Raw genomic sequence first — 16,240 nt, 5'->3', positions numbered from 1 at the left:
GCCCCGTACGGCGGAGCCGTCAGGACGAGACGGCGCACCGGCCGCGGTCGGCGCGGCGCGGCCCCTCGGCCGTCGGGCGGATGTCGAAGTCGAAGATGGCGGTGGGCAGGTAGAGCGAGCAGCAGGCGTTGGGAATGTCGACCACGCCGCTGACGCGCCCCTCGATCGGCGCGGCTCCGAGCAGCAGGTACGCCTGCTCGCCGCTGTAGCCGAACGACTTGAGGTATTCGATGGCGTTGAGGCAGGCGTTGCGGAACGCCACGGTCGCGTCGTTGTAGTAGTTGGTGTTGGTGCCGTGGTCCACCGAGATGCCGATGAACGTCATGAACTCCGAGTAGCGCGGCTCCACGTTGCCGGGCATGAACACCGGGTTGGTCGTCACGCCGTACTTCTCCATGCCGCCCTTGATGAGGTCGACGTGGAAGTCGATGAAGCCTCCCATCTCGATGGCACCGCAGAACGTGATCTCCCCGTCGCCCTGGCTGAAGTGCAGGTCGCCGCCTGAGAGCAGGGCGCCGGGCGTGTGCACGGGGTAGAAGACGCGTGAGCCTCGGGTGAGGTTCTTGATGTCGTGGTTGCCGCCGTTCTCCCGCGGCGGGACGGTACGGGCACCTTCCGCGCCGACCTTGGCCAGCGCCTCCCCGGTGAGCGTCCCGGCGAGGACGCCCTCCGGCAGCGGAGGCAGCGCGAGCGGCGGCACCCGGTCGGGGTCGGTGTCGATCAGCGCCTGCTCGCGGGCGTTCCACCGCGCCAGGAGGTCGGCGGACGGCGCGGTGCCGAACAGTCCCGGATGGGTGATGCCGGTGAAGCGCACGCCGGGCATGTGCCGCGAGGTGGCCTGCTGGCCGTGGAAGTCCCAAATGGCCTTGTAGGCGTCGGGGAACTGGTCGGTGAGAAAGCCTCCGCCGTTCTGTTTCGAGAAGATGCCCGTGTAACCCCATCCCTCGCCGGGAGCCGAGCCGGTTGCCTGCGGAACGGGGCCGAGGTCGAGGATGTCGACCACCAGCAGGTCCCCGGGCTCGGCACCCTCCACGGCGATGGGGCCGCTCAGCATGTGGCAGGGCGCCAGGTCGACGTCGCGAACGTCGTTGGCGGAGTCGTTGTTGCCGATCTGGCCGTCGGTCCACTCCCGGCACTCCACGCGGAACTCGGCCCCGGGACGGACGGTGGCCGCCGCCGGGATGTCGGGGTGCCACCGGTTGTGGCCGGGAACGGACTGCTCGCGCATCGACCGGGCCTGGTCGACGCTGAAGACGACTTCGGGCATTGGAGCCTCCGTGAGTTGTCGGGTGGATCGATGGGGCGGCGGCGAACGGGCCGCCGGAGGTCAGGAGGCGGGTGCGGGTCAGGTGCCGGGTGCGGGCTCGGAGGAGGTGCGGCTTTGGGCGCGCCCCGGCCCGGCCACGAACCACAGGGCCCCGAAGGAGACGACCGCACAGGCCGCCAGGGCGACGGCGAACGCGGCGGACGTGGAGTAGGTGTCGGTCAGCAGCAGGAACGCCGGCAGCGTCGTGGTGCCCCCGGCCTGGACGAGGGTCACCCATCCGGTGTACGGGGCCAGCTCCTCCCGCTTGAGCCCCAGGACCAGGAAGAACAGGAACCACAGGAACGACCAGCAGAGCCAGATGACCCCGAACGGGTGGTCCCGGACGTCGAGAAAGTTGATCGCGGCGAAGCCGATCGCCGACAGGGACACGAACAGCGAGAACCAGCCGACGCCGGTGGTGTCGAGCCCGGCCAGCAGCCCGATGCCGACGTACAGGTAGGTGAACCCGAACAGGTACACGCCGGCCGCGGCGGTGATCGCCTTGAGGTCGTCCCCCGCCGCCACCAGCAGCAGCGTGGGCAGCACCACCTGCAACGTCCCCACGAACAGGTTGAGCAGCGCCGCCGACCGCTCCTCGACGCGTCCCAGCAGCATCAGCGCGTTGACGAAGAGCACGGCGCCGACGTAGAGCAGGCCCACGCTTCCCATCGCGTGCCCTCCTCTCAGGGCCGGGGCAGCAGAGCGTGGCGGGGGTCGGCGGGCGGAGTGGGACGGCGCCGCGCCGGAGGGGGCGCCGTCACCAGGCGCGGCTCGTGCGCGCTGGCCTCCTGGGCGTCCATGGCCCGGGTCAGCGGATCGCCGGAGCGGGAGAGCGACGGCGCGGTGAACACCCGCCGGGCGGCGCCGTCGCACCGGGCGCAAGGTCGCTCGGGACGCGCCTCGCCCATCGGCAGCGCGAGGTCGAAGGGGCCGCAGCGGGCGCAGCGGTACAGATAGGTCACCATGGCAGGCCTCCGTACTTACTTTCTATAGAAAGTATTTCGAACGGAAGGATTCGTCAATGGGAAGCCGCCGGAATCCTCGATGTGACCGTGGCGGCCCCCGCGGGGCGAGCGAAACGATTCGTCGGGCTAGAGCCGCTGGATGACGTCGAACTCCAGGCCGTCGGCGGCCGCGAGGAAGACCCGTTGCGCGAGGTGGCGGTCGCGCATCTCGACCGGGCCGCGCGGACCGTCGTAACCGAGCCCGTCCGACATCGTCCGCATGCGGCGCACGTCCAGGCTTCCGGCCCGGCGCGCCAGCTCGGTGAACAGCCGCATGCCCTCGTAGCAGGACTCCCCCAGGCTGTTGAGGATGGGGGCGTCCGCGCCGAAACGGCCGTGGTAGCGGGCGCTGAAGTCGAGGTTGTCGGTGGTGGGCAGCGTCTCGAAGTACCCCGCCGCGGCGAAGAGCCCGCGCGTGTTGTCGGCGCCCGTGGCCAGCAGCATGTTCTCGTCCATCAGCGGGCTGAACCGGATCTGCTCGCGGTCCAGCCCGGCGCGGGCGAACGCCCGGTTGAACGCCACCGCGTCGTCCCCGACCAGCAGCATCAGCACGCCGTCACAGCGCAGGCCGGCCAGCCGGGCCAGCACGTCGCCGAAGTCCTGCGTGCCGAGGCCGACGAAGAACTCCGCGCACAGCTCACCGCCGAGCTCGTCGAGGTAGGAACGGATCGCCCGCGCCGACCGGCGCGGCCAGACGTAGTCGTCGCCGACGATCGCCCAGCGCCGCACGCCCGCCTCGGCGGTGAACCACCGCAGGGCGGGGCGCAGCTGCCGTTTGGGAGTCTCGCCGGTGAGGAAGACCCACGGCGCCCGCTCGCCGCCCTCGTACAACGGCGTGTAGATGTAGGGGACCCGTCCCGCGATGCGCGGCGCGAGCACCTCGCGGACCGCGGAGATGTGCCAGCCGGTGACCGCCTCGACGAGCCCGTCCGACACCAGGGCGTCGACCTCGTCGGCCACCCGCCCCGGGGCGGCTCCCCCGTCGACCACCACCAGGCGTACCTCGCGGCCCAGCACACCGCGCTCCCGGTTGACCTCCTCGGCGGCGAGCACGGCGCACAGCTCGCACGAGGGGCCGAAGATCCCGGCGGGGCCCTGCAACGGCACCACGAGCGCGACCGTGAGGAGGCCGGCCGTCCCCGCCCGAGGCGGCCCGGTTTCCGTCTGGACGTCGACCAACGAGACCATCGCTTGGACCGCTGAGTACTGTGAGGATGAATATTTCCGTTCTGAACGGTACCCTGTGGGCACCGATGGAGGCAACGAGTACCGGAAGGCGCGAGCGAGACCCCGGCCGGCTCCTCGCGCTGGTGGAACGGCGTGTGGCGGCACGGCTGGCCGCGGCGTTGACCCCGGCCGGGTGCGGGCTCGACGAATGGCGCGTGATGTCGCTGCTGGCCGACGGCCACGGCCACGCGATGTCGGAGATCGCCGACTACGCGCTGCTGCCTCCCCCGACCCTCACCAAGCTGATCGACCGCATGGTCTCGGCCAACCGGGTCCACCGCCGCGTCGACGACGCCGACCGCCGCCGCGTTCTGGTGTTCCTGACCCCTCGCGGGCGCGAGCAGTACGACACTCTCGCCGCCGCCATCGACGACGAGTGGGAACGGCTCGCCTCCGTCGTCGGCAGGGAGGAGATGGACCTGCTCGGCGTCCTCCTGTCACGCCTGGCCAGCCGGCTTCCCTGACGCCGCACCAGCGGCCGCACGTCCACGTTGAGCGATCCCACCCGCGCCGCCGACACCTACCTCTGGCAGCCGTTCGACCCTGGGTCCAGGCCCAGTCGGGCGCGCAGGCGCGAGAAGGCGGCGGACAGCACCGGTGGGACGGTGAGCACGAACATGAGCGCCTCGGCCAGACTCGACCGCGCGGCCTGCCAGGTGAGCCACACCAGCAGGGGGGAGGTCAGCAGCCAGGGGCGCAGCGGCGTACGGAAGGGCACGGCGAGCACTCTCACCGCGGCAGGACGCCACAGCACCCAGGCGAGCGCCGGCAGGGCGAGGAAGAGTTCGGCGAGGTAGGTGCGGCGTCCCTGCGGCAGAGCCGCGAGCTCGGCGCGCCACTCGTTCAGGTAACGACGTCTGGCTCCGGCAGGCAGAATCACGGACGCGGCCTGCACGACCAGAAAGCCCAGACCGGGCCGCAGCCGCGAGCGCGCGAGCGTTTCGAGCTCGACCGCCACCCAGGCGGGACAGGACCTGCGAGCAACGGGAACCAGCCGCTCCAGAGTGTGAACGGACCTGGCGAGCTGCTTCTCCGCCGGCAGGTACTGCAGCGTGCGCATGTTGTGCAGGCGGTCCAGGAGCCGGAGCAGCAGCACCCGCTCGTCGACCGGCTCCGTCCGCGCGCTGGAGTGCCGGGTGAGCTCCTCGACGAGGTAACAGATCTCGTCACCGAACCGGGCGCGAAGCTCGGCCGTGCCCATGTCAGTGTCTTGCAGAACGTCGTGCAGAAGCGCCGCGCAGACCATCCGATGGTCGCTTCCGGCCTCTGCGGCAAGGATCGCCACCTGCACGACATGGGTGATGTAGGGATCGCCACTCAGCCTGTACTGACCCTCGTGCCAGAAGGCTGCGGCGGCATGAGCACGTTCGACCTGCCGAAGTTCGTCTTCGGAGAAGCGGTCACGCAAGCGTTCGATCAGCGGGGCCAGCGTGGCGTCCATCTCAGCCTCCCGAGAGGGCGCGCAGGCGTCCCGTGCGCCTGGATACACGAGCCAGTTCGGCGCGCGCGCGGGCGGCGCCTTCATCGGTGAGCCGGTAGTAGCGCCGTGGCGGCCGGCCGCCTGGCACCTCCGGGATCTCCCAGCGACTCTCCAGCCAGCCGTAACTCTCCAGCTCGGCCAAGCGCGGGTACAGCGTCCCGTTGCCGACTCCGGTGGCCGTACGCAACTCCAGCCCGTAGTACTCGCGCGCCGGATCGACCAGCAACGCCTCCAGGACCTTGATCGTCGGCTTCGTCATACGCGGCTTATCCGACATAGGTCGAGTATCACCGGCAGCGAGGACGGCCGACAGTCACCGAACGGTCAGCGCTCCCTTGCCTGCCCGGCGCACCAAACCGCCTCAAGCCTCGCCACCAGCCCAGCCGCTCCAATGCCACGAAGGACACCATGAGCCACCGTCACCCGCTCTTCGATGCCAGCGACGAGCCCTCGGCCGGCCCTGGCGCGGGCCGGGCTGATCCCGCGGCCGGGACAGATCAACCGGAGGTGGACTCGGCGAAGAAGGCGATCTGGTCTGACAGGGCTTTGTCTCTGATCGCGGGGTCGGTGTAGAAGCTGAAGTGCGTTCCCGGGTAACGCTTCAGCTCACCGTTGGGGGCGCGTTCGGCCAGGACGCGGGTCTTCTCTTCCGGTGTCTCGTGGTCCTGGGCCGCGATGCAGACCAGGAGCGGTGCGCGCAGCCGTTCAGGAGCCGGGCGGTAGCGCGCCATGCGCAGGAATGCCCGCGGCGCGACGTCGTTGCGCCAGAGGGTTTGCGCCTCTTCTCCGGCGAGCGTCCTGATGTGCTGTTCGGCCTCGGCCGTCGCGGTCACGGCGAGCTCGCCGGGCGCACCGATCATGGGGATGTAGTACGGGCTCAGCCCGAGTCGGCCGCGCAGGGCGTCCCAGAGAATGGCGCCCTGGAGCCGGAGTGTGGCCCAGGCCGACCGGCCCTCGACCTTGCGCGGGAAGCCGTTGTACGGGATCTGCGCGACCACGGCGGCGATGTGCGGGGCGTGGGCGGCGACGTTGATGGCGTGTGCTCCGCCCAGCGAGTTTCCCCAAAGCAGGATGCGGTCGGGGTCGACGCGCCCGTGGCCGCGGACGAATGTGACCGCGGCCCGGATGTCCTCCTGCTGGCCGTCGATGTCGACGAACTGCCGGGGTTCCCCGGCGCTCTCACCGAAGTTGCGGTAGTCGAAGACCAGTGCCGCCAGCCCGGCGGCGGCGAACGCCTCGGCGTGCGGGAACAGACGATCCATCGTTCCGCTGAACCCGTGGCAGAGCACCACGCAGGGAACACGCCCGCTGTCGCTTTCCGGAAGGAACAGACGTCCCGCGCATCCGGCACCGAACGTGACGTGATCGGCCATGACCGTTCCCTTCGTCTACTTACCGCCGGTAAGGAGAGTAGCAGCTCCGTTAGACTCACGGTAAGGGAGAGTGATGAACGATACGCCACGGCGGATCCTGGACGCGGCGGGCGAACTGTTCGCGGAACGCGGCTTCCGCGCGACCTCGATGCAGGCGATCGCGCAGAAGGTCGGCATCACCAAGGCCGCCCTCTACTACCACTTCGCGTCCAAGGACGAGATCCTGCAGAACCTGACGCTGCCCGTCCTGGACGAGCTGGAGGCCGTGCTCGCCGAAGCCGAGCGGCACGAGGACCCGGAGACCGTCCGGCGCGAGGCCATCGAGGGGTACGTGGACGTCAGCCTCCGGCACCGGCACACCCTGGTCATGCTGGTCCGGGACATGACACTGCTGGTCCAGGCCCCGGTGGCCGAGCGTTTCAAGGCCATCCTGCTGCTGGCCAACGACCTGGTCTGCGGGCCCGACCGGCGGCTGGAGCGGCGTGTCCGCGCCGCGCAGGTGGTGGCGGGTCTGGGCGATCCGATCGTCGCCTTCCATCACGTGCCGGCGCGAGAGCTCCGGCGGCTCATCCTGGACGGCGCGTGGGCCCTCCTGGACGCGCCGCCACCACAGCCGCGCGGGCATGGCGGCGGGCGCCCGGCGGCACTGAACGAGGAGCAGTCCGAACGGCTGCGCTCCCTTCACGCGACGGGCCACGGGGCCGAGGACCTCGCCGCCCGTTTCGGCGTCTCCCGCGCCACCGTCTACCGGAATCTCAAAACCTGATTGTGAGACATAGGATGTGAGAATACGACCGTTCAGGGTGCCATGGGATGATCATGGCGCCCGCTCCCCCGTCGGCACTCTGGTCGTGCCGATCTCGGTATGACCTGGTGCGGAGATGATCTGGAGGTGTTGCGGAGACGGCCCCTTGATTGACTCCGTTACCCCATCCAAGGAGGTACTCCATGCGCAAGCTCACGACTCTGACCGCGGTCGGTGCTCTGGGGACGATGTTCACCGGGGGGCTTGTGGCCCTACCGGCCTCGGCCACCGCCGACACCGCTCGCCCTGCGGCCGCAAAGGCCGATACGTCCATGCGCGCCGCCGGCTGGCGATGCTGGGACGCGCGTAAGTCGGTGAAGGGCGCGTCAATCAGCGCGAGGGTCTGCTGGAAGCCGACCAAGCGCAAGGGCTGGTACCACGCGTCCGTGGGCGGCACCGTGTGGGACACCGCCGGCGACAGCAAGCGCGCGGCCCTCCGAGTCGTCCATCAGTACCGCACCCGCACCGGAGGGTCGGAGTCGTGGGGCAAGTACATCGCCACCGCGAAGAAGAAGGGCCAGGAGGCCGGTGGCGCCTGGAGTTCCCGCGGCAGCTTCAGCGGGGTCCGCAACGTCAATGTTCAAGCCTGCACCACCGACCGCTTCAACCTCCGCGTCAAGTGCAGCAAGTAACCCCCCTCGCTTACGGTTCGAAGCGGTAGCCCATGCCGGGTTCGGTGATGAGGTGGCGGGGGCGGGACGGGTCGGCTTCCAGCTTCCGGCGCAGCGAGGCCAGGTAGACCCGCAGGTAGTGGGTCTCCTTGAGATAGAGGGGACCCCACACCTCGGTGAGCAGCCGGCGTTGTGAGATCAGCTTGCCGGGGTTGCGAACGAGTAGCTCGATGATGCCCCACTCGGTCGGTGTGAGGTGGACGGTGGTGCCTGCGGCTCCGGTCACGGCTTTGCGTGCCAGGTCGATGCGGTACGGGCCGAGCTGAACGGTGGGGGGTGACTCGTCGGCGGGGGCGCGTCTGGTGATGGCCCTGATCCGGGCCAGCAGTTCGTCCACGCCGAAGGGTTTGGTGACGTAGTCGTCGGCACCGGCGTCCAGGGCGTCGACCTTGTCCTTGCTTCCGGTCCGTCCGGACAGCACGATGATCGGTGCTTCGCTCCAGCCGCGCAGGCCGCGGATGACGTCGACACCGTCCAGGTCGGGCAGTCCGAGGTCGAGAATGACCAGGTCCGGATGCCAGTCCGCGGCCTGGGTGAGGGCCTGCCCGCCGTCGGCCGCGACCTGGACGTCGTACTGACGGGCCTTCAGGTTGAGGCGCAGGGTCGCCACGATCTGCGGCGAGTCGTCGACCACCAGCACTCGGGTCACAGCCGTTCTCCTTGCTCGGCACCGATCGGGTCTCGCCACGCGGCGGCCCGGTCGAGCATCGCCGGGCCGGCGTCCTCGGGCTGGCGGGTGGGCAGGTCGAGCACCATCGTCAGACCTCCGCCCGGCGTTTCCTCGATCCTCATCGAGCCGCCCATCGCTTCGGTGAGCCCGCGCGACAGGGCGAGTCCGAGGCCGACGCCGGTGTGGTTGTCGCGATCGCCGAGCCGCTGGAACGGCTCGAAGACGCGGTCGCGGTCCTCGGGCGAGATGCCTGGGCCCCGGTCGATGACGCGCAGTTCGAGACGTTCGGCATGGGCGCTCGCGGTGACCAGCACCGGCGTTCCGGCAGGGTTGTAGCGGACCGCGTTGGCGATGAGGTTGACCAGGACCCGTTCCAGCAAGGCGGGGTCGGCCACCATCTCCGGCAGTCCTTCGGGGATGCGGAGTTCGACGTCGGCGTCCGCGACGTCGGCGAGGGCACGGGGAACAGCGTCCTCGGCCGCCACCTTCCGCAGTGACATGCCGAGCGAGCCCGCCTGGAGCCGGCTCATGTCGAGCAGGTTGGCGACGAGGCGGTCCAGCCGGTCCAGGGATGCGGCGGCGGTGGCGACGAGCTCGTCCTGGTCCTCTTCGCTCCAGCTCACGTCGGGGCTGCGGAGGCTGTCGACGGCGGCCTTGGCCGAGGCGAGGGGTGTGCGCAGGTCGTGGCTGACGGCGTTGAGCAGTGCGGTGCGCATCTTGTCGGCCGCGGCGAGCGGGCGTACCTGTTCGGCGGCCTCGGCGAGCCGCTGGTGCCGCAGTGCGACGGCCGCCTGAGCGGCGAACGCCTCCAGCACGCGGCGATCGGAGGCGGGCAGGGCACGGCCGCGCAGGACGAGGGCCAGGGTGTCGTCGATCAGGACGTCGGACTCGCCCTTGTCCGGGCTGGTGCAGGGGGCACCGCCGACGCTCGCGGCGACGAGCCAGGAGCCGGGGCCGCGGTGCGCGACCGGTTCGCCGGGGCCGCGCTCCAGCAGCGTCACCGTTTCGAGGGCAAAGGTCTCGCGCAGCCGCTCCATGATCTCGACGAGGGCGCGGCGGTCGCGGCCGGTCGCCGAATCGCCGCGCAGGATGTCGCCGGCCAGCGTCGACAGGATCTGGGAGTCGGTCTGGGCCTGGGCGACCTGCCGGCTCCTGCGCGCGGTGAGGTCGACGATCGTGCTGACCGTGACGCCGACCACCACATAGACCACCAGCTGGAAGAACGCCTCGGGGGCGTGCACGGTGAACGTGTGGAGCGGCGGGGTGAAGTAGTAGTTGAGCAGCAGTGAGCCGGTGATCGCCGCGAACAGCGCCGGGTAGAGCCCGCCGACCAGCGCCACCCCGATCACCGCCGCCTGGAAGATCAGGATGTCGCTCGTCAGCGAAACCGTTCCGCGGGCCTGGTCCAGGACCAGCGTGAGCAGCGACAGCAGGACGGCGGCCAGTACGAACCCGGCGTTCCGGCGCTTGGCGGGCACACCCCACGCCGAACGCAGCGCCTTCCAGCGGCGGCCCTGGTTCACCTCTTCGTGGGTGACGAGGTGCACGTCGATCGGCCCGGAGCGGGCGGTGGTGGTGACGCCGACGCCGCGCGAGAAGATCTGCGCGACGCGACCGCGCCGGGACGCGCCGAGGACGAGCTGGGTGGCGTTGACGCCGCGGGCGAAGTCCAGGACCGCGTCCGGGACGTTGGTGCCGACGACCTGGTGGTAGGTGCCGCCGAGGCTTTCGACGAGGGCTCGCTGGCGGGTGAGGTTGGCGGGGTCGGCGTCGGTGAGGCCGTCGCTGCGCGTCACGTGGACGGCCAGCAGGTCGGCGCCCTTGCCGCGGTCGGCGATGCGGGCGGCCCTGCGGATCAGGGTGTCGCCCTCGGGGCCGCCGGTGAGGGCGACGACGACGCGTTCGCGGGCCTCCCAGGTGCGCTGGATGTCGTGGTCGGCCCGGTAGCGGTCGAGCTGGTCGTCGACCTTGCCGGCCAGCCACAGCAGCGCGAGCTCGCGCAGCGCGGTCAGGTTGCCGACGCGGAAGTAGTTGCCGAGCGCGGCGTCGATCTTTTCGGGGGCGTAGATGTTGCCGTGCGCCATCCGGCGGCGCAGTGCCTCGGGTGTCATGTCGACCAGCTCGACCTGGTCGGCCCGCCGTACCACCTCGTCGGGCACGGTCTCGCGTTGCGGAACGCCGGTGATCTGCTCGACGACGTCGTTGACCGACTCCAGGTGCTGGACGTTGACGGTCGTGATGACGTCGATGCCGGCGTCGAGGATCGCCTCGACGTCCTGCCAGCGCTTGTCGTTGCGGCCGCCCGGCACGTTGGTGTGCGCCAGCTCGTCGACCAGGGCGACCTGAGGGGCGCGCGCGATGACCGCGTCCACGTCCAGCTCGGTGAAGGCCGTTCCCCGGTAGGACATGGCCTTGCGCGGCACGACCTCCAGGCCTTTTACGAGCCCGGCGGTCTTGGGACGGTCGTGGGTCTCGACGTACCCGACCACCACATCGGTCCCCCGGGCCAGGCGCCGGGCGCCCTCGGCAAGCATGGCGTAGGTCTTGCCTACCCCAGGCGCCGCCCCGAGGTAGATTCGCAGCCGCCCTCGGCCCATCACACTTCCCCTGTCGGGTGTCGCCATCGCAGCGGTTACCGGCGGACCGGATACTGCTTGTCGAGTGCCAGGTTGAGCTTGAGGACGTTGACCGTGGGCTCGCCCATGAAGCCGAGGGCGCGGCCGGTCTGGTGCTCCTTGACCAGCTTCTCGACCTGGACGGGCGAGATGCCGCGTGACTGGGCGACGCGCTTGATCTGGATGGCCGCGTACTCCGGGGAGATGTGCGGGTCCAGGCCGCTGCCGCTGCCGGTGACCGCGTCGGGCGGAACGGCCGGCTTGGCGGGCGCGTTGCCCTTGATCGGCACGAGCAGACCCTTGGCGTAGTCCTCACCGAACTTGGCCAGCTCGACCCTCACTCCCTGATAGGTCGCGACGAAGGGCGCCTTCACCACGCCTTCCTGTTCGTTCAGGCTGACGACGCGGGTCGGGTGCGGCACGGCGCCGGCGGTGGTGCGTTCACCGAAGACGGCCAGCACCGCGCCGACGCCCCCTTTGGTGCAGAACGGACGGGAGCCGTCCACGCCGTCGAGCTCACCGGCTGCCTTGCTGCGTTCACAGACCTGGGTGAGCAGGCTCTGCTCGGCGTTCTCGTCCTCCTTGCCGGCAGTGACGAGCTTGGGGTCGGGCAGGGTGTCGACGATGCTCTCCGGGCCGAGGTTGCTCGCCGAGCTGGCCGTCGGGTCGTAGCCGTCACCGGCGTTGGAGGGACGGCTCTGGAAGTACTGCTTGAGCGGGTCGCCGTCGGCGTCGGTGAAGGCCTGGCCGATGCCGGACGAGCCGACGGCCCGGCCGTTCACCGTGACGATGGAGCCGTTGGCCTTGTGTTTCAGGCCAGGGAGCTGGGCGACCGTGAAGACGGCCAGCGGGTAGACGATGCCGAGCAGCACGGTGAAGACGAGCAGCGCGCGGAGCGCGGCCAGGTGCTGCCGGACCCAGACGGGCAGGCGCATTAGGACATCCCCGGAAGGAACTGGACGATGAGGTCGATGATCTTGATGCCGATGAACGGCGCGATGATGCCGCCCAGGCCGTAGACGTAGAGGTTGCGAGACAGGAGCTTGGACGCGCTGCTGGGGCGGTACTTCACGCCGCGCAGCGCGAGCGGGATCAGCGCGACGATGACCAGTGCGTTGAAGACGACCGCCGACAGGATCGCCGACTGCGGGCTGTGCAGGCGCATGATGTTGAGGGCGTCCAGGCCCGGGAACACCGTCACGAACAGCGCGGGAATGATCGCGAAGTACTTGGCGATGTCGTTGGCGATCGAGAAGGTCGTCAGCGCGCCTCGGGTGATGAGCAGCTGCTTGCCGATCTCGACGATCTCGATCAGCTTGGTGGGGTCGGAGTCCAGATCGACCATGTTCCCGGCCTCCTTGGCGGCCGAGGTGCCGGTGTTCATCGCCACCCCCACGTCCGCCCGCGCCAGCGCCGGAGCGTCGTTGGTGCCGTCACCGGTCATGGCCACCAGCCGGCCGCCCTCCTGCTCCTTCTTGATCAGGGCCATCTTGTCCTCGGGCCTGGCCTCGGCCAGGAAGCCGTCCACCCCGGCCTCGTCGGCGATGGCCTTGGCGGTCAGCGGGTTGTCACCCGTGATCATGACGGTGCGGATGCCCATCCGGCGCATCTCGTCGAACCGCTCCCGCATGCCCGCCTTCACCACGTCCTTCAGGTGGATCACACCCAGGACGCGCACGGTCCCGTTCGACTTCTCCCCGACCACGAGCGGCGTGCCGCCCGAAGCCGAGACGCCGTCCACGATCTGGCCGAGCGACGCCGGAACGGTGCCGCCCTGCTCGCGCACCCAGTCCGCGACCGCCCCGGCCGCGCCCTTGCGGAGCCAACGGTCCGGCTTGCCGTCGCCGAGCTCGTCAAGGTCGACACCCGACATCCGGGTCTGTGCGGTGAACGGCACCCACGTGGCGTGGGTCAGCTCGCCCGCGGAACGTTCCCGCAGGCCGTAACGCTGCTTGGCGAACACCACGACCGAACGCCCCTCGGGCGTCTCGTCGGCCAGGCTGGACAGCTGCGCCGCGTCCGCCAGCTCTTCCTCCGTCACACCCTCGACGGGGAGCAACTCGGCGGCCTGCCGGTTGCCCAGCGTGATGGTGCCGGTCTTGTCGAGCAGCAGGGTGTCGACATCGCCCGCCGCCTCGACGGCGCGTCCGCTCATCGCGAGGACGTTGCGCTGGACGAGCCGGTCCATGCCCGCGATGCCGATCGCGCTCAGCAGCGCCCCGATCGTCGTGGGGATCAGGCACACCAGCAGCGAGACCAGCACGACGCCGGTGACGCCGTGGGAGCCCAGTGCGGAGGTGTCGGCCACGCCGGGGTTGGCGCTCTTGGCGTAGATCGCCATCGGCTGGAGCGTCGCGACCGCCAGCAGGAAGATGATCGTGAGCGCGGCCAGCAGGATGTTCAGCGCGATCTCGTTCGGCGTCTTCTGCCGGCTCGACCCCTCCACCAGCGCGATCATCCGGTCGAGGAACGACTCACCGGGCTTCTGCGTGATCTTCACGATGATCTGGTCGGACAGCACCTTGGTGCCGCCGGTGACGGCCGACCGGTCGCCGCCCGACTCCCGGATGACCGGGGCCGACTCACCGGTGATCGCCGACTCGTCCACGCTGGCGATGCCCTCGACGACGTCACCGTCCCCGGGAATGATCTCCCCCGCCTCGACGATCACGTGGTCGCCCTGCCGCAGTTCGGGCGCGCCCACCCGCTCCTCGCCCGCCTGACCGGTGCGGCCGGGCGCCCAGCCGATCAGGCGACGCGCGACCGCGTCGGTCTTGGCCTTGCGCAACGAGTCGGCCTGCGCCTTGCCGCGGCCCTCGGCCACCGCCTCCGCCACGTTCGCGAAAAGAACGGTCAGCCACAGCCACACCACGATCAGCCAGGCGAACGCACTCGGATCGAGAACGGCCAGGATCGTTGTCCACACCGCACCGATCTCCACGATCAGCATGACCGGGTTGCGCCACAGGGTGCGCGGGTTCAGCTTCGTGACCGCGTCCGGCAGCGACCTCAGCAGCTGCCGTGGATCGAGCAGGCCGCCGCTCACCGTGCCGCCGCGCCTCGGGGCCGGCGGGTTCGGCGAGGCCTGCTCGGGGCTCATCGTCTGTGTTGCCATCAGTGGAGTCCTTCAGCCAACGGCCCGAGCGCGAGCGCCGGGAGGAAGGTGAGCGCGACGAGGACGACCGTCACGCCGACGACCATGCCGACGAACTGCGGCCGGTAGGTGGGCAGCGTGCCCTCGGATTCGGGTGTGCGGCCCTGCCCGGCCAGCGAGCCCGCCAGCGCCAGCACGAAGATGATCGGCAGGAAGCGGCCGAACGCCATGCAGAGGCCGAGCGCGGTGTCGTACCAGACGGTGTTGACCGTCAGGCCCGCGAACGCCGACCCGTTGTTGTTCGAGGCGGAGGTGAACGCGTAGAGGACCTCGCTGAAGCCGTGCGCGCCGCCGTTGAGCATCGCGGCGCGTCCGTTCCCGGTCGCCATCGCGATCGCCGTACCGCCGAGGACGAGGATCGGCGTGATGAGGAAGTACATCGCCGCGAACTTGATCTCACGGCTGCCGATCTTCTTGCCCAGGTACTCGGGCGTGCGGCCGACCATCAGCCCGGCCACGAAGACTGTGATCACCGCGAGCACGAGCATGCCGTACAGCCCGGCCCCGGCACCGCCCGGAGCGACCTCGCCGAGCATCATGTTGAACAGCGTCATCATGCCGCCCAGGCTCGTGTAGGAGTCGTGGAAGGAGTTCACGGCGCCGGTCGAGGTGAGCGTGGTGGACGCGGCGAACGTCGCGGAGCCGGCCACCCCGAACCGCGTTTCGACCCCCTCCATCGAGGCCCCGATCGCGGTCGGCACCGTTCCGTGGTGCATCAGCTGGAACGCGTTGGTCAGCCCGACGCTGATGACCGCGATCGTGGCCATCACCGCGGCGATCGCGTAGCCCTGCCGGTTCTGCCCGACCATCCGGCCGAACGTGCGGCACAACGAGAACGGGATCACCAGGATCAGGAGGATCTCGAACCAGTTCGTCCAGGACGTGCCGTTCTCGAACGGGTGGGCGGAGTTGGCGTTGTAGAAGCCCCCGCCGTTGGTGCCGAGCTCCTTGATGACCTCCTGGCTCGCCACCGGCCCGCCCGTGATGGCCTGCCGCCCGCCCGCGACCGTGTCGACGACGTGGTCCTGGGCGTTCCAGAAGTTCTGCACCACCCCGCCGCTGATCAGCACGATGGCCCCGGCGAACGCGAGAGGCAGCAGAATCCGGACCGACCCGCGCGTCAGGTCCACCCAGAAGTTGCCGAGGTGCTCGGTCTTCCTCCGGGCCAAGCCCCGTACCAGCGCGATCGCGACGCACATGCCGACCGCGGCCGAAACGAAGTTCTGCACCGCCAGTCCGGCCATCTGCACCAGATGGCCCATCGTCGACTCGCCGGAGTAGGACTGCCAGTTGGTGTTGGTCACGAAACTGACGGCGGTGTTCCACGCCTGGTCAGGCTTGACCGGGTCGAAGCCCAGCGACAACAGCAGCTTGTTTTGCACCCGCTGGAACAGATACAGGAACAGGATGCCGACGGCAGAGAACGCCAGCACGCTGCGGGCGTAGACGCCCCAGGTCTGCTCGGCGTCCGGCTTGACACCGACCAGCCTGTAGATCACGCGCTCCACGCGGGTGTGCGACGTGCCGCTGTAGACGCGGTACATGTAGTCGCCCAGCGGCCGGTAGACCACGGCCACCGCGACGACGAGGGATCCGATGAAGACGATCCCCGCTGCGGTCGTACTCACTAGAAGCGCTCCGGATACAGCAGGGCGGCGATCAGAAAGCCGATCAGTCCCGCCGCGAGGATCAAGCCGATCACGTTCTCGGCGGTCACAGCTTCTCCACTCCCTTTACCAGCAGGCCGAGCAGGGCGAAGACCGCCACTGTCAGCAGGACGAACGCCACGTCGTGCATCGTTGTCGGTTCCTTTTGTCGATTCGCCGGAGACCAGGGCGGTCCATCACCCGACCCCGCCTCCCCGGGGGTTCGCGTGAAGTAAAGCGCCTGATAGATGGGGGTTTGGGTCGTCTTGACGGCTTCTTAGCGCCGTTC

16 protein-coding genes are annotated in these 16,240 nt (G+C 69.8%); 3 read left to right on the top strand and 13 right to left on the bottom strand.

Annotated features, from left to right (window positions below):
* Positions 1-19: 19 nt before the first annotated feature.
* The 4 genes from fmdA to ABD333_RS26290 form a co-directional block, all read right to left on the bottom strand.
* Positions 20-1,267, bottom strand: a complete 1,248-nt coding sequence (gene fmdA / locus ABD333_RS26305) for a formamidase (protein WP_344545126.1) — start codon at positions 1,265-1,267, stop codon at positions 20-22.
* 78 nt (positions 1,268-1,345) lie between these two features.
* The gene (locus tag ABD333_RS26300; RefSeq protein WP_344545124.1) at positions 1,346-1,975 is read right to left on the bottom strand and encodes an AmiS/UreI family transporter; all 630 of its coding nucleotides are present in this window, start codon (positions 1,973-1,975) and stop codon (positions 1,346-1,348) included.
* 14 nt (positions 1,976-1,989) lie between these two features.
* On the bottom strand, positions 1,990-2,271 hold the full coding sequence (locus ABD333_RS26295; RefSeq protein WP_344545122.1) for a zinc ribbon domain-containing protein: 282 nt from the start codon (positions 2,269-2,271) through the stop codon (positions 1,990-1,992).
* Between the two features lie 126 nt (positions 2,272-2,397).
* Positions 2,398-3,498 (bottom strand): substrate-binding domain-containing protein, encoded by a 1,101-nt coding sequence (locus ABD333_RS26290; RefSeq protein ID WP_344545120.1) that lies wholly within the window; start codon positions 3,496-3,498, stop codon positions 2,398-2,400.
* 65 nt (positions 3,499-3,563) lie between these two features.
* On the opposite strand from ABD333_RS26290, the gene ABD333_RS26285 reads away from it, so the two are divergent.
* Positions 3,564-4,001: a MarR family winged helix-turn-helix transcriptional regulator gene (locus ABD333_RS26285; protein ID WP_344545118.1), complete on the top strand. Its 438-nt coding sequence runs from the start codon at positions 3,564-3,566 to the stop codon at positions 3,999-4,001.
* 56 nt (positions 4,002-4,057) lie between these two features.
* Here the strand turns inward: ABD333_RS26285 and ABD333_RS26280 are convergent, their stop codons facing one another.
* The 3 genes from ABD333_RS26280 to ABD333_RS26270 form a co-directional block, all read right to left on the bottom strand.
* Positions 4,058-4,978 carry an HD domain-containing protein gene (locus tag ABD333_RS26280; protein ID WP_344545116.1) on the bottom strand — a complete coding sequence of 307 codons (921 nt, stop codon included), beginning with the start codon at positions 4,976-4,978 and terminating at the stop codon, positions 4,058-4,060.
* A 1-nt stretch (position 4,979) separates the two neighbouring features.
* Positions 4,980-5,276 carry a PadR family transcriptional regulator gene (locus ABD333_RS26275; RefSeq protein WP_344545114.1) on the bottom strand — a complete coding sequence of 99 codons (297 nt, stop codon included), beginning with the start codon at positions 5,274-5,276 and terminating at the stop codon, positions 4,980-4,982.
* A gap of 238 nt (positions 5,277-5,514) precedes the next feature.
* Positions 5,515-6,390, bottom strand: a complete 876-nt coding sequence (locus tag ABD333_RS26270; RefSeq protein WP_344545113.1) for an alpha/beta hydrolase — start codon at positions 6,388-6,390, stop codon at positions 5,515-5,517.
* Positions 6,391-6,463: 73 nt separating this feature from the next.
* On the opposite strand from ABD333_RS26270, the gene ABD333_RS26265 reads away from it, so the two are divergent.
* Both ABD333_RS26265 and ABD333_RS26260 read left to right on the top strand, forming a co-directional pair.
* Positions 6,464-7,156, top strand: a complete 693-nt coding sequence (locus tag ABD333_RS26265) for a TetR family transcriptional regulator (protein WP_344545111.1) — start codon at positions 6,464-6,466, stop codon at positions 7,154-7,156.
* A 182-nt stretch (positions 7,157-7,338) separates the two neighbouring features.
* Positions 7,339-7,827, top strand: coding sequence for a hypothetical protein (locus ABD333_RS26260; protein WP_344545109.1), 489 nt, complete (start codon positions 7,339-7,341; stop codon positions 7,825-7,827).
* A gap of 10 nt (positions 7,828-7,837) precedes the next feature.
* On the opposite strand, the gene ABD333_RS26255 is transcribed toward ABD333_RS26260, so the two are convergent.
* From ABD333_RS26255 to kdpF, 6 genes are read right to left on the bottom strand one after another with little or no spacing between them, the layout of a single operon-like run.
* Positions 7,838-8,515, bottom strand: coding sequence for a response regulator (locus tag ABD333_RS26255; protein ID WP_344545108.1), 678 nt, complete (start codon positions 8,513-8,515; stop codon positions 7,838-7,840).
* Entirely contained in the window at positions 8,512-11,133 is a 2,622-nt protein-coding gene (locus ABD333_RS26250; RefSeq protein WP_344545107.1) for an ATP-binding protein, read from the bottom strand. Before ABD333_RS26250 ends, ABD333_RS26255 begins: the two co-directional genes overlap by 4 nt.
* A gap of 35 nt (positions 11,134-11,168) precedes the next feature.
* The gene (locus ABD333_RS26245) at positions 11,169-12,086 is read right to left on the bottom strand and encodes a potassium-transporting ATPase subunit C (RefSeq protein ID WP_344545105.1); all 918 of its coding nucleotides are present in this window, start codon (positions 12,084-12,086) and stop codon (positions 11,169-11,171) included.
* Entirely contained in the window at positions 12,086-14,266 is a 2,181-nt protein-coding gene (gene kdpB, locus ABD333_RS26240) for a potassium-transporting ATPase subunit KdpB (protein ID WP_344545103.1), read from the bottom strand. The genes ABD333_RS26245 and kdpB overlap by 1 nt, the downstream gene beginning before the upstream one ends.
* A complete protein-coding gene (gene kdpA, locus ABD333_RS26235; protein WP_344545102.1) occupies positions 14,266-15,933 on the bottom strand; it encodes a potassium-transporting ATPase subunit KdpA in 1,668 nt (555 codons plus the stop codon). Before kdpA ends, kdpB begins: the two co-directional genes overlap by 1 nt.
* Complete coding sequence (gene kdpF, locus ABD333_RS26230) at positions 15,933-16,022, bottom strand: K(+)-transporting ATPase subunit F (RefSeq protein ID WP_344545100.1); 90 nt, start codon at positions 16,020-16,022, stop codon at positions 15,933-15,935. The genes kdpA and kdpF overlap by 1 nt, the downstream gene beginning before the upstream one ends.
* Positions 16,023-16,240: the final 218 nt, after the last annotated feature.

The sequence above is a fragment of the Actinomadura fulvescens genome (assembly GCF_039533225.1).
Classification (GTDB): domain Bacteria; phylum Actinomycetota; class Actinomycetes; order Streptosporangiales; family Streptosporangiaceae; genus Spirillospora; species Spirillospora fulvescens.
Note: the sequence above shows the minus strand (reverse complement) of the source record. Positions and strands in the feature narration are given on the sequence as shown.